Genomic DNA, 14,691 nt, shown 5'->3' on the forward strand with positions numbered 1-14,691 from the left:
CTATGCAACTTGATTTGGAGGTTTTGGTGGTTTTCCAAAAAATCATCCACTCTATGGGTCATGGGTTCGAATCCCATTCGCAGTAATGCGATAGTTCAGTTGGCAAGAACAATAGAAATTTGCAGGTTCGAATCCTGCACCGATTCATTTCGGTTGGACGAACGGTATGTCAACAGACTCAAAATCTGTATTTCCAGAGACCATCACTCTTAAAAAGATGACCAGGAAAAAAAACTGATTTGTCTTTGTCAGTGAAACCGGATTGCAAAATCTGAATTCCATACTCACGATACAACCAGTGCAAACAGAAATGTATTTTGAAATAGGCTATTTCTTTTCGGTTTGATTGTTTTAGCGATTTTGTATAATCGCTTTTTCAAAATAGAATCGCAAAACAAGTAGCGCAAACAAAAAACAAACTGTTCGTCCGTTTTTATCGGAGGAGAAAGGCAATGAGGTTTTTTATTTAGGAAAGTTGGGAGAGGAAAGTTGGGAGAGGGAAGTTGGGAGATGGATGTAAAATGTAAAATGTAAAATGTAAAATGTAAAATGTAAAATGTTGTGGTTAAGAACCTGAAACCTGAAACAAAGAAAACCTAAAAAAACTTGAAACAAATATTTAAAAAGAAAAGAAATGATTAAAACAATTAAAATCGAAGCGTACCAGGTAGGATTGGTATTCGAAAACAGAAAATTAATAACTGTATTAGAAGAAGGATTGCATTGGATTTTTGGAAACAAAAATGTAATGATTTACGATATGAACGCCTCATTTCAGCCACCATTTGAATTGAATATTTTGTTGCAGAATGAAGTATTAGCGGCTATGTTGGAAATTATTGAGGTAGCGGATAACGAGATTGTTTTGCAATTTGTAAATGGAAATTTTAAAGCTGTTTTACCAGCGGGAAGATTTGCTTTTTGGAAAGGAATTGTAAAAAATGAATTTACGAGAGCTGATATTTCTAAAATTGAAATAGTAGAGAATGTTCCGGTGAATTTGTTAGAGAACGCTCAGTTGCGTTTTTTTACCAGAAAATATGTTGTGTCGAGTAACGACAAAGCTTTGTTGTTTGTAAATGGAACTTTTGCGAAAGAATTGAAAGCCGGAACACACTATTTTTGGAACAACGCCATCACGATAGAAGTTAAAACGGTTGATGCTAGACAACAACAAGTTGAAATTTCCGGTCAGGAATTGTTGACCAAAGATAAAGCGGGATTAAGAATCAACTTTTTTGTGAGATACCAGGTTGTTGATATTATGAAAGCTTTGGTTGACAACAAAGACTTTGAAAAACAATTGTATGTAATGATGCAATTAGCTTTGCGAGCTTTTGTAGGCGGATTGACTTTGGATGAATTGTTGGCAAAAAAAGATGCAATTGCAGAAGCGATTTTGGCTGAAGTTACGACTAAAGTCAACGAATTGGGATTAGTGATTTCGGATGCTGGAATTAGAGATGTGATCTTGCCTGGTGATATGAAAGAGATCATGAATCAGGTTTTGGTTGCCGAGAAAAAAGCACAGGCCAACAGCATCATGCGAAGAGAAGAAACGGCTTCTACCAGAAGTTTGTTGAACACCGCCAAATTGATGGAAGAAAACGAAATGTTATGGAAATTGAAAGAGATGGAATACGTGGAGAAAATTGCTGATAAAATTGGTGAAATCACCATTTCAGGAGGCGGAAACGTGATTACTCAATTGAAAGAAATATTCGTAAAATAAAAACGGCTGTCTAAGTAAAGACAGCCGTTTTCTGGTTATATAAAATCTTGGTAATTAATCGTGACCATAAATTTTAGCGTAAAGATCTTTGTAGATTTCTTTAATGATTTTACGTTTTAGTTTTAGCGTAGGAGTCAGGTGTCCGCCATCGATAGACCAGACATCCGGAGTTAGTTCGAAGCGTTTGATTTTCTCCCAGTTACCAAATTTTTCATTGATTGCTTCTACTTCTTCGTCAATACGTTTTACCACCTGAGGGTTCGAAATAATCTCTTCGTTGGTAACGCCTAAAGTTACTTTGTGAATTTTTGCCCATTCCTTAACAAACTCAAAATTAGGCTGAATAAATGCTGCCGGCATTTTTTCGCCATCACCAACGACCATGATCTGCTCGATAAAGCGAGATTGTTTCATAGCGTTTTCAATCAATTGAGGGGCAATATATTTTCCACCAGAGGTTTTAAACATTTCTTTTTTACGGTCGGTAATTTTAAGGAAACCTTCGCTGTCGATTTCGCCAATATCTCCCGTATGGAAATAACCATCCTGCAAAGCTTCTGCAGTTTTTTCCGGGTCTTTATAGTAGCCTAACATCACGTTTGGTCCTTTGCAAAGGATTTCGCCGTCTGCAGCAATTTTTACTTCTACATTGCGAATTACTTTACCAACCGTTCCAATCTTGAATCCTTTGTTTCTGGTGTCGTTAACGGCAATTACAGGCGATGTTTCAGATAAACCGTAACCTTCCATAACCGGAATCTCAGCAGCAGCAAAAACTCTTGCCAAACGCGGCTGTAATGCAGCACTTCCGGAAACCATCAAGTCTAAGTTTCCTCCCAAACCTTCTTTCCATTTACTGAAAATAAGTTTTCGGGCAATCTTCAGCTGAAATTCATACCAGGCACCATTGGCACCATACGGCTCGTATTTTAAACCTAAATCGATAGCCCAGAAAAATAATTTTTTCTTGATACCGGTTAGTTCGCTTCCTTTTGCGTAAATTTTGTCGTACACTTTCTCTAAAAGTCTAGGAACGGCTGTAATAACCGTTGGACGAACTTCTTTTAGGTTATCACTAATTTTATCAATAGATTCTCCAAAATATACCGAAACACCATAATACTGATAGATGTACAAAATCATTCTTTCGAAAATATGGCAAATAGGCAGGAAGCTCAAAGCAGTGCTTTTTCCTGGTTCAAACGGAATTCTTGGCGCACTGTCTAAAACATTCGAAACAATGTTTTTGTGCGAAAGCATTACGCCCTTAGGTCTTCCTGTAGTTCCTGAGGTATAGATAATGGTAGCTAAATCATCTGTTTTGATACTGTTTTTTCTGGCTTCAACTTCGTTCTGATTGCTTTCGTCTTGCCCTAGTTCCAGTAATTCTGTCCAGTGTTTGCAGCCTTTTATTTCATTAAAAGAATAAACATCTTTTAGAGTAGGTACGTTTTCTTTAATCAGATTTACTTTGCGAAGCACTTCATCATCCGAAACAAAAACATAAGTACTGCCGCTATGGTTCAATATATATTCGTAATCTTCTTCAGAGATAGTGGGGTAAATCGGTACGTTTTGCGCACCGGTCTGCAAAATACCAATATCCATGATATTCCACTCGGTACGGTTGTTCGAAGTGATCAAGGCAATCTTGTCATCTTTCTGAATACCCATACGCAATAATGCTCTCGAAACAGCATTTGCTTTTGCAATATATTCCTGGCTGGAAGTCTTTACCCAGACACCATTTTGTTTGGTAGCCAGAGCAACTTCATTGTTATAAGTTTCTTGTTGATAATAAGGAAAATCAAAAAGTCGTGTGATTGAAACCATTGTATATATATTGAATTTTATCGCAAATTAAATAAAAATTAAGTATAATATTTAATTTTGTGAAATTAAATAAGGAAAATTTTGCCTACAATCTAAAATCAACGAAAACGTTTTCTGATTTGTAGTAAATTTTCGAATAAAGCGCACCCTTATTTATTTATCTGTGATTGGAAAGATCGTTGTAATCCTCGTAATTTTTTACACGCTCGCCCATGATAAACATTTTCTTTTTGTTGAAATGAATCGAAAACTGAGTGTAATTCCACTCTTCTTCGTCATTGGTTTTGTACCAAAGGGTATAAGAAGCGCTATTAAATCCTTCCTTAAAAATAGGAATTCCTTCTTCAGAACATTCGATTCCCCAGGTAATGTTTTTTTTGGATAAATCTTCGTATTGAAAGATGCCGGAAGCATCAGGGTTTAACTGAATCGTAGGCTCAGCTTTTCCTTCGAACAAATAAATACCGTCAACAGGATATCCGATCGTAGTAGTGATAAAATGTTCGTGAGTTTTGAAGGTGATCTGATCTACTTTGATCTGTGCATGAGAGGTTGAAACACTTAATAGAAGTGTAATAAGTAATAAATTTAGGAATTTCATTTATATGTAGGTTTAAAGTTTTTTTGGCTGGCTAAAAATGGGGTTTTTAGCTTTTGGTTATCAGAAGCAAATCTAACCAAAATGTTTTAATTTCAGGAATCAAAATCGTTTTGTATCGTTATTTCTTTTTTATAATAAAGTCAAACAAAAAACCAGAAGCAAACTCTTGTTAAGTTTGTTTCTGGTTGATAAAATAACTTTCTTTTAGGATGTTTTAGTCTTTGCTTGTTCTAATTTTGAAGGCAAAAGTACCGGTTACTTTTTTAGTCGTTTCCGGGCTGTTTACCAGATAGGTTGTCATTTCGTATTTGCATTTTACCCTAAAAACGGCATAATCTTTTTCGCTTTTCAGGTATTTTACTTCTACCAGCTGATTGTATTCATTAGTCGAAAGTCCTTCAGAACTCACAAGTCTTTTCGTGGTATCATCGATACTATTGCGGTCTAAAGGTAATTTTTGCGAAAATTGAAAGGGCTCATCATTGCTGCCAAATTCCATTATTTTGTGTTTAGATAGAATTTCTGCTTTCACGATTTTCGAACTGTCACTTGGGTACGAAAAAAAGAAAGTTTCTCTCGTAGAAGCCGAAGAAGCCGAAACATAAGAAGTAGATTCGTTTATTGATTGCGGAAAAAGATCTAATTGTTCGCAATTAATATATTCTTCCCAATCAGGTGTTTTAAAAGCTAAATGCAATGCATCACTGACAGTGTCTGGATTTTCTGATTCGTTTCCGTCTTTACTGTCCTCACTGCTGCATGAACTGAAAAGAATTACAAGACTGCAAAATAGCAGTTTGCAAATTTTTGATGATGAAAATGAAATGGTTTTCATGTAAATTTTGTTTTTGAGGTGTATGGTTTTGGAACTAATTTTTTGTAAAATTAGAGTATTCCTTAATTAAAAAAAATACTCCTTTTAGCGTATTTTTTTCTTATTCCAGCTAGATTAATCCTTGTAGAATACAGTTTTTTATAAGCTGCGCTGTGTTTTTAGAATTGGATTTGGTCAGGATGTTGTTGCGGTGTTTTTTTACAGTTAAAGCACTGATAAATAGTTTTTCGGCAATTTCATTATTGTTTAGTCCGTCACCAATAAGTTTGATGATATCTATTTCTCTTTTCGAGAATTCAGTAGTGTGTTCATTAGCATCACAGACACTAAGATTCATATAGGAAGGTTCGCCATTAAGTCCGATTAGGGAATATTTATGGGTGTTGAAGGTACTCAGATGGTCAATTCGGGTATGAATGTTTAAGGATTTACCATATTTTCCGTCATCATCAATAGTAAGCATTATGGCCTGATGGTTGAATAAAACATACTCTCCGTTAATCAGCCTGCCTCTCATACAATAATTGATTTTGTAATTTAAGAGTTTATCACTTCCGATTTTATTATTAAAAAAATTGGCAATAGAAGCTTCTGTTTTCATGATATAATCGGTATCATCGGGATGTCCCAAACCCAAAATGTCGTTAAAAGTAACTTCTTCCGGATTAATACCATGAATTTCGAAAATGGATGGGCTTACGTAGGAAATCGACATATCAAAAAAATCTACTATGTAATAATAAAAAGGTCCTGAACTGATAATAGAATTGGTTAAATCATCAAAGGTAATTTGTGGTAATGATGTGGATTGAATTGTTCTGTTGTCAAGCCATACATTATGAAGTTTTTGTATTTCTATATTCATAAAGGAAAAATTTTGATGCTACAAAACTAGTTAAAATTAAGCTAAATTTAACAGTTGTTTAACATTTTAACTTTTGATTCCTTATTCCTATAATTTTGTCCATTGTTGTGCTTTAAGATCTGAGGTACCTTGAAAAAGTCCATTTTCATTTTTGAATTTGTTTAGTTTTTTGATATAAGGAAGATATAGATTTCGCAGTTCCAAAATGATTTTTGAGGCGTCCGTTTTACTGATTCCTGTAAATTTAAAAACCTCTTTATCGTATTCTTCATCGATTAATATTAGCGAATTGTCTTTTATCTGGTAGGCCGAAATTTCGATAAGATTGAAATACGACAGTGATCCTTCAGGCTCTGAATTGTAGAATATCTGGCCTTCATTATAACTGATTTTGTCTAATTTTCCTGACTCCGAGTTGATTACAAAAGTAACCTGGTTATTCTGAATTATTTTATTGATGCTGGCTACATATTCTACATCAGTAAATTCCTGTGCGTTTACAGTTAAACTAAAAAACAGTAATAGACAATAAGTAATTGTTTTTTTCATATCCAAAGTAGGTGTTAGTTTGTTGCAATTTTCAGCAGAACTTAAATGTAATTAAACGTTTTATTTAATTCTAAAAAAAAAAGCCAGGACTTTCGTTTTTTTAATGTTCTTTGAGTATTCATTTTTAATAGATTGGGAATCCTAAAATACTAAAAAAACGATTAACCCGGAAAAACAATTGTTAAAATTCATGCTTTTTGACAAACTTTTTCTTAATGTAAATCTTATCTTTCATTTTAATTTTTTTTTGCAAAAAAATAAAGATTGATTATGCCTTGGATATAATAAAAAAAATGCCTCAGCTAAATAGTATAACTGAGGCATTTTATATTAAAAGTTATATTTTAGATTTTCTCGATCCATTTTATGGCATTCACAAAAGCTTCATGCCAAGGCGAAACCTCGTCATTTCTATCTTTTGGATAATGTGCCCAGTTCCATTGGAAAGTAGAACGTTCGATGTGTGGCATCATTACCAAATGACGACCTGTTGTGTCGCACATCATGGCTGTGTTATAATCAGAACCATTAGGATTTGCAGGATAACCTTCGTAAGCATATTTAGAAACAATGTTGTAGTTTTCTTCGGCCAAAGGCAAGTTGAATTTTCCTTCTCCGTGAGAAACCCAAACTCCTAAAGTGCTTCCTGCTAAACTAGATAACATAACTGAATTATTTTCCTGAACCGTTACCGATGTAAAGATACTTTCGTGTTTATTACTTTCGTTATGCAGCATTTTCCCGTGTACTTCGTGTTCTGGGTTGATGACTTCCAATTCCATAAACAACTGGCATCCGTTACAGATTCCAACAGATAAAGTATCTTTTCTTTTGAAGAAATTATCCAAAGCTGTTTTTGCTTTTTCATTGTATAAAAATGCTCCTGCCCAGCCTTTTGCCGAACCTAAAACATCAGAGTTAGAGAATCCTCCAACGGCACCAATAAACTGAATGTCTTCTAATGTTTCACGCCCCGAAATCAAATCGGTCATGTGAACATCTTTTACATCAAAACCTGCCAGATACATTGCGTTTGCCATTTCGCGTTCAGAATTACTTCCTTTTTCACGAATAATTGCCGCTTTTGGTTTTGGTTTCGAAGCATCGATTACTGGTTTTTTTCCTGTAAAGTGTGCTGGGAAAGTATAATTTAAAACCTGATTTTTATAGTTTTCAAAACGTGCCTGAGCTCTTCCATTTTTAGATTGTTTCTGATCTAATAAATAAGAAGTTTCGAACCAGATATCTCTGTACTTCGCAATATCCAAATTATAAATTCCAAATTCCAAACTTGGAGCGCTTTGAACAGAACCAATTTTGAAGAATTCGATATTGTTTGCTTTCAGTTTTGCTTCAACAGCTGAATCTTTTTTAGCCTGGAAAACGATTCCGATGTTTTCAGCGAAAAGAATTTTTAATAAATCTTTTTCAGCGAAAGCAGAGAAATCAATTTTTGCTCCCAAATTCACATCTGCAAAACACAATTCTAATAAAGTAGTGATTAATCCACCGCTACCGATATCGTGACCTGCTAAAATTTGGCTTTCGCCGATTAATTCCTGAATCGTATTAAAAGCATTTTTAAAGAAAGAAGCGTCTTTTATTGTAGAAGTTTCATTTCCGATTGTATTTCTGATTTGTGCAAAAGACGAACCTCCTAATTTGAAATCATCCTGAGACAAATTGATATAATAAATAGAATCTCCGTTTTTCTGTAAAACAGGTTCCACTACTTTTCTAATGTCTGTACAGTTACCTCCAGCAGAAATAATAACCGTTCCCGGCGCAATTACTTCGTCATTTGGATATTTTTGTTTCATCGAAAGCGAATCTTTTCCTGTCGGAATATTGATTCCTAATTCGATTGCAAATTCAGAACAACCTTCAACTGCAGCGTACAAACGAGCATCTTCTCCTTCATTTTTACAAGCCCACATCCAGTTTGCTGATAATGAAATTCCTTTTAAACCATCTTTAATCGGAGCCCAAACAATATTAGAAAGCGATTCTGCAATAGCATTTCTACTTCCCGCAACTGGGTCAATCAAAGCCGCAATAGGAGCGTGGCCAATAGAAGTTGCAATTCCTTCTTTACCTAAATAATCCAGAGCCATAACCCCAACATTATTCAAAGGCAATTGCAAAGGTCCTGCATTTTGTTGTTTAGCCACTTTTCCTCCAACACAACGGTCAACTTTATTCGTTAACCAGTCTTTTGAGGCAACAGCTTCAAGACGTAAAACATCTTGTAAATATTTTTCGAAATCTGACGCAGTATAAGATACGTCAGCATATTTTCTATCGATAGTTTTATCGGTCATTACCGTTTTAGGAGAACTTCCAAAGAAATCTTCTAAAGCATAATCCATCGGTTTTGAACCATTTGATTTTGATTGAAAAGTAAAACGGTGATCGCCCGTTACATCTCCAACCTGATACATTGGCGAACGCTCTCTGTCGGCAATTCTTTGCAACGTATCAATGTCTTTTTGACCAATAACCAATCCCATTCTTTCCTGAGATTCGTTACCGATAATTTCTTTTGCAGAAAGTGTTGGGTCTCCAACAGGCAATTTGTCTAAATCGATTAAACCTCCTGTTTCTTCTACCAATTCCGAAAGACAGTTTAAGTGACCTCCAGCTCCGTGATCGTGAATCGAAACAATTGGATTGTTGTCGCTTTCTACCAAACCACGAATGGCATTGGCTGCACGTTTTTGCATTTCCGGATTCGAACGCTGAATCGCATTTAATTCAATTCCTGAACCAAAAGCACCAGTATCTGCAGATGAAACCGCAGCACCACCCATCCCGATTCTATAATTTTCTCCTCCAAGAATTACGATTTTATCACCTTCTTGTGGTTTCTTTTTGATAGCCTGATCTAATTTTCCGTAACCAATTCCACCCGCTTGCATGATTACTTTATCGTAACCAATTTTACGGTTATTTTCTTCGTGTTCGAAAGTTAAAACAGAACCCGTAATTAGGGGTTGACCAAATTTATTTCCAAAATCAGAAGCTCCGTTTGAAGCTTTGATTAAAATATCCATAGGTGTCTGGTACAACCATTTTCTTTCTTCAACAGCATTCTCCCATTTTCTGTCGTCATTCAAACGAGAATAAGAAGTCATATAAACTGCAGTTCCTGCTAATGGCAATGAACCTTGTCCTCCAGCCAAACGGTCACGAATTTCTCCTCCGGAACCTGTTGCAGCTCCGTTGAAAGGCTCTACAGTTGTAGGGAAATTGTGTGTTTCTGCTTTTAAAGATAAAACCGAATCAAATTCTTTTATTTCGTAATAATCTGGTTTGTCAGCTGTTTTTGGTGCAAATTGCTGCACTTTTGGTCCTTTTACAAAAGCAACGTTGTCTTTGTAAGCAGATACGATATCGTTAGGATTTTCCTGTGATGTTTTTTTGATTAATTTGAAAAGAGAAGTTTCTTTTTCTTCACCATCAATCACAAATGTTCCGTTGAAGATTTTGTGACGACAGTGCTCTGAATTCGCTTGTGAGAAAGCAAAAATCTCAGAGTCGGTTAATTTTCTGCCTAGTTTTACGGATAAATTATCTAAATAATCTACTTCTTCCTGACTTAAAGCTAAGCCTTCTACTTTATTATAAGTGGCAATATCATCGATTTCCAGAATAGGTTCCGGTTGTACGTTGATGGTGAAAATTTCCTGATCCAATTGCGTAAATTTTTGCGAAAGCATTGGGTCAAAATCAGTAAAATCAGCTGTTGCAGGATGAAACTCTTCAATTCTAATGATTCCTGAAATCCCCATATTCTGAGTGATTTCTACAGCATTAGTACTCCATGGAGTAATCATTGTGGCACGTGGACCAACAAAAAAATCCGTCAAAACGGATTTTTCTATTTTATTAGAGTTTGCAAAAAGCCAGTTAAGTTTTGAAATGTCTTGAGCCGAAATTTCGTTTTGCGTTTGTACGGCAAAAACAGTTTTGCTTTGGTTTTCAAAGAAATGAATCATTTTGTGTGTTTGTTGTATTGAGGTGCAAATTTAGACAATTAACATCAAAAAAAAAAGCGACAAAGAGGTCGCTTTTTAATCTTTTTAAGAATGTAGTTAATTAGTTGATTATTATTTTTTTAATATAAGTTTTTGACTCTTGTGTTATTCGAACGATATAAATACCTTTTGAAAGGTGATTTACCTTAACTGACGAAAGATTGCTATTTTCTTTTTCAAAAACTTTTTGCCCTAAAGTAGAGAATATTTCAATTTTTCCTAATTCATTGGCATTACCAAACTGAATTTTAAAATCGCCATCTGAAGGATTTGGATAAACTGAAAAAGAATCTCTTTCGAATGATTCATTACTTAAATTTGAATAACAAGTCCAGGACAAATCATCAATAGCTACACGGTTAGTTGGTGTGCTGTTGTCGGTAATACTAATTACCACATTCCCTGAAACATTTATACCTGAAATAGTTGTTGTTGTTACAGATGCATTGTATGAAATCAGACCAACAATATTTCCGTTTACCCGAAGATTGAATGTACCGCTTGTTCCAGAAAATTTAAGTTGAGTGGTTACGGTCAGATCTCCAATTCCGTTTGGTGTAGCGGTTGCAGTAAGGGAACCATTTCTTATACCAATTGCTTTTGTGTTGATTGTCTGATCTGTTCGGGCATCTGTTGCTGTCCAGATTAATCCCGCGTCACCAGTCCAGCTTCTTGTTGTGTAAGATGATGAAGTAGCGGTAGGAATGTTTGCAAAACTTTCTTTAGCACAATCTGTCGTTCCTGCCGGAACATCAGTCGTTGTGCCATTTACAGTTGTACTGGGAATTGATAAATTATTTGAAGTGTCTTTTGTAATAACATAAAAAGAGTAAGTTGTTAACGGACTCAAACCAGATAAGGTTGCTGTTGTTCCTGTTGCATTTTGTTTAAAAACATCGTTTACATAAATGGCATAACCTGCAACGGCAACATTATCTGTTGCAGCTGTCCAGCTTAAATTAGCAGAGTTTGAAGTTGTAGCTGTAACAGCTAATCCGGTAACAGCTGTTGGTGGTGTTGTATCATCAGGTTCGGTTGTCCAAACGGCTGCCACATATTCAGGATGGTCAATAAAGGGGTTGCGATTGTTCTGGCGTGCATAAATAGCATTATTTCGGGCTATTTCTCTAGGGCTTACAGGATCTTGATTGTGCCAGGCAATTAGCTGACTTAAAAATGCGGGTGTGAAAACTTTGGTCGAAGTTCCGTTGAACATTGCATAAGGATATCCTGAAACCGTATTTTCATAACGCGTTGCAAAGTAAAAGTACATCCTTGCAATATCTCCTTTAAAAGCATCTATTGGCTCAAAAACGGGCCCTGTGTAACCAGCCGTAGTGCTTTCTCCCAATTTGCTTCCGTTTTGACTCGTAATAGTTGGATTTGCTACCATAGCGTGAGGATAATTAGAACGAATTCCGTTTACTTTTCCATCAGTTGGAGTGATAAAATGGGCATCGTTTCTCATCGGCGAAGCTTCATTAAAAACAGATTGCGGAATAATATGTTCTCTGTTATAACAATCTCCTTCGTTGGTATAATTACCGCACCTTTGGGTTGTTGCGATACTGTAATTATAAGGGTCAGTACCGGCAGGGTTTTCAGAGTACATGTCTAAAACGGAGCCGTCATTTTCATAGAAATTATCAATATCTGATGTTTCATAAGTGGTATATAAACCGCCATAACCATTATCAGTATGACCTTTAATAATGTTGTATAACTGTGTTTTTAGCGCATAACCAGTTCCAGTTGCCGTATCGTAATATCCGGTCGGGATTTGAGAAAACCCTGTTGCGAAAACTAAAAATAAAAGAAAAGAGTAGTAGTTTTTCATAAAAAATAGTTTAAAATTTATGGTCTGACAAATTGTAAAAAAATTAAACTCAAAGCGCTTACTTTAAAGATGTTAATTCTTACAATATATCAAATATACTATTTTTTTGAAAGGAACAGGTTAAGAAAAGATTATTTGTTAGGTATATTTTCTTACTGATTGTTTTTGCCACGAAGGCACAAAGTCGGTAAGGTTTTTTAAATCTGGCAAAAAAGCAGATGCCCTAATGAAATTTCGTAAGTTTTATAAATAAAAATTTGCGCCTTAGCGCCTTCGTGGCAAATTATTTATTTCGTGGCAAATCCTTTTACTTCGGGAAATCTTTACTCTGATACGCCCCCAAATCCGGTGGAGAAGTTCTGGTATTTCCAATGATGTCCAGCGGAATTGCATACGCCTGATTCCCTTTTGCGAAAGCGCTGGAAGTATTATCGATATTGAATTTACTTTTAGAAATGTTATAAAATTTAGGATCCTTATTCAGAATAATTGCTGTGTAATGTTCAGAATCTGTGGCAAATTGATAATCAGGATTACTAGTTGCGGCACTAAATTTTAATAAACAATTATTCAGTTGATAGACAAATTCCGCATTTGTGTTTTTATCCAAATTAAATTCGTTGGCATTCGAACCATAAATAATGCAATTATTGAAAGTTGCTTTTGTCAGATCATGGGTTTCCGGAGTTGCTTCCGCCAATTGGTTGCTTACATTCACTGCAAATTGTGTTCCGCCTGGCCAATTGTTATTAAAAGTACAATGTGTAAACGTATAATTTCCGCCATAAACACATGATAAACTGGCTAAACCTGCATAATCAATAACCAGATTTTCACCATTAATCTGAGCATTTTGCGCCATAATTCCGTATTGGGAACAATTGTAGATTTGTGTATTTTTGATTTGAACCGTTGTTGCATCGTGATTTTTAATCGATAAACCAACAGTTGCATTTTTTAACGTAAGATGATTTATCGAATGATTGGTGCTTTCATCGGCCAGAATAATAGATTTCCATTGTCCGGGAATATCGGAAAAATCTGGTTCGAGACGATCGCCCTCAAAAATAACTTCGTTTTCGAGTTTGTCGGTTGCGGATACAGTTCCATTAATTTGTAAAGAGCTGTTTTTATTAACCAAAAGTCCTGAATTCGCATGAAAATGTACTCTCGCTCCGGCTTCAAAAGTTACGGTTTTGCTTTCTGGAACACTAGCGAAACCATAAATAACATAGGGCTTTTCATTGGTAAAAAGTAACTCATTTCCGTTTACATCGTCATTTTCATCTAAATAAAATCCATCAATTTCTTTTCCGTCAAGCGGAATTGTCTCTGAAGTTCCATCAGCGAATTGTTTTGGATATAAAAAAACAGCATCCTGAATAAGGGTCACCAAAGCTACTTTCTGAAGATTGACGCCACTATCAAATTCAATTTCATCAGTATATAAAAAATCGGCAGGGTTTGCATCTGTAATATCTGCCGTTGTTGCTATAAAAATATACAAACTATCTTTTGCCAAAAGCGTCACATCTTTAAATATTTTGCCATTGTTTCCGCTCGAACCGTCAACAGTCATGCGGTATTTCGAATTTAAACCTTTTTTAAGCTGAATGGTCGGAATCGAGATATCGTCATTACTTCTATTGTAAACTTTGAGTTGGTACGTACTCGATCCGATGTTTTTAAAAACAGTGTCCAGATAAACGGTGTCTTTTGAGAATTTTAAATCTCCAGTACTCGCAACGGTGTCAAAATCAGTTCGGCAGGAACTTACAGCTAATACTAAACCAAGAATGAAGAGTACAAAAGATTGACGCATTTGGATTGTTTTTTTGTAAAAATAGCAAAAAACTAATTCGATTGTAAGATGATTTTTAATTTTAGAAATGTATTTTCGAATTTGTATCTCATCTTTTATTTAATTTTACGATTTTAAAGTCAATTTTAATGAACTATACAAAAGAACAGATTTTAGCCTACTGCAATGAGTTTTCGAAAAACACCTTGATGGAAACCCTGCAAATTGAATATATAGACGCGGGTGAAGATTTTTTAACTGCAAAAATGCCCGTCAATCCAAGGATTCATCAGCCAATGGGATTATTGCACGGCGGTGCTTCTGTGGCTTTGGCAGAAAGTGTAGGCAGCGCTGCATCGCACTTTTTTATTGATGCAAAAGAGCAGGAAGTACGCGGCATCGAGATTTCGGCAAATCACCTAAAAAGCATTCGTGAAGGCGTTGTTTTTGGAACGGCACGCATTATTCATAAAGGAAGAAGCATTCATCTTTGGGAAATTAAAATCACTGACGAAGCCGGGAATTTAATTTCGCTTTGTAAACTGACGAATATTGTTTTGGAGAAAAAGAAAGGCTAATTTTAAATAAATTTATACTCGAA

General features: G+C 35.4%; 10 protein-coding genes. 2 read left to right on the plus strand and 8 right to left on the minus strand.

Annotated elements, in window-relative coordinates; genetic code table 11:
• Window positions 1–634 precede the first annotated feature (634 nt).
• Window positions 635–1,732, plus strand: a complete 1,098-nt coding sequence (locus GON26_RS17520; RefSeq protein WP_160376067.1) for a slipin family protein — start codon at window positions 635–637, stop codon at window positions 1,730–1,732.
• Window positions 1,733–1,786: 54 nt separating this feature from the next.
• Here the strand turns inward: GON26_RS17520 and GON26_RS17525 are convergent, their stop codons facing one another.
• The 8 genes from GON26_RS17525 to GON26_RS17560 all read right to left on the minus strand — a co-directional run bounded on the left by GON26_RS17525 (window position 1,787) and on the right by GON26_RS17560 (window position 14,111).
• A complete protein-coding gene (locus GON26_RS17525) occupies window positions 1,787–3,565 on the minus strand; it encodes an AMP-dependent synthetase/ligase (protein ID WP_160376068.1) in 1,779 nt (592 codons plus the stop codon).
• A gap of 157 nt (window positions 3,566–3,722) precedes the next feature.
• Window positions 3,723–4,166: a hypothetical protein gene (locus GON26_RS17530; protein WP_160376069.1), complete on the minus strand. Its 444-nt coding sequence runs from the start codon at window positions 4,164–4,166 to the stop codon at window positions 3,723–3,725.
• Between the two features lie 214 nt (window positions 4,167–4,380).
• The gene (locus GON26_RS17535) at window positions 4,381–5,001 is read right to left on the minus strand and encodes a hypothetical protein (protein WP_160376070.1); all 621 of its coding nucleotides are present in this window, start codon (window positions 4,999–5,001) and stop codon (window positions 4,381–4,383) included.
• A 109-nt stretch (window positions 5,002–5,110) separates the two neighbouring features.
• Entirely contained in the window at window positions 5,111–5,866 is a 756-nt protein-coding gene (locus GON26_RS17540) for a LuxR C-terminal-related transcriptional regulator (protein WP_160376071.1), read from the minus strand.
• A gap of 87 nt (window positions 5,867–5,953) precedes the next feature.
• Window positions 5,954–6,415: a hypothetical protein gene (locus tag GON26_RS17545; protein WP_160376072.1), complete on the minus strand. Its 462-nt coding sequence runs from the start codon at window positions 6,413–6,415 to the stop codon at window positions 5,954–5,956.
• 344 nt (window positions 6,416–6,759) lie between these two features.
• Window positions 6,760–10,413, minus strand: a complete 3,654-nt coding sequence (purL, locus tag GON26_RS17550) for a phosphoribosylformylglycinamidine synthase (protein WP_160376073.1) — start codon at window positions 10,411–10,413, stop codon at window positions 6,760–6,762.
• Window positions 10,414–10,513: 100 nt separating this feature from the next.
• Window positions 10,514–12,289: an endonuclease gene (locus tag GON26_RS17555; RefSeq protein ID WP_160376074.1), complete on the minus strand. Its 1,776-nt coding sequence runs from the start codon at window positions 12,287–12,289 to the stop codon at window positions 10,514–10,516.
• Between the two features lie 307 nt (window positions 12,290–12,596).
• The gene (locus GON26_RS17560) at window positions 12,597–14,111 is read right to left on the minus strand and encodes a hypothetical protein (RefSeq protein ID WP_160376075.1); all 1,515 of its coding nucleotides are present in this window, start codon (window positions 14,109–14,111) and stop codon (window positions 12,597–12,599) included.
• A gap of 128 nt (window positions 14,112–14,239) precedes the next feature.
• On the opposite strand from GON26_RS17560, the gene GON26_RS17565 reads away from it, so the two are divergent.
• On the plus strand, window positions 14,240–14,668 hold the full coding sequence (locus GON26_RS17565) for a PaaI family thioesterase (protein ID WP_160376076.1): 429 nt from the start codon (window positions 14,240–14,242) through the stop codon (window positions 14,666–14,668).
• Window positions 14,669–14,691 lie beyond the last annotated feature (23 nt).

The organism is Flavobacterium hydrocarbonoxydans, assembly GCF_009789235.1.
Classification (GTDB): Bacteria; Bacteroidota; Bacteroidia; order Flavobacteriales; family Flavobacteriaceae; genus Flavobacterium; species Flavobacterium hydrocarbonoxydans.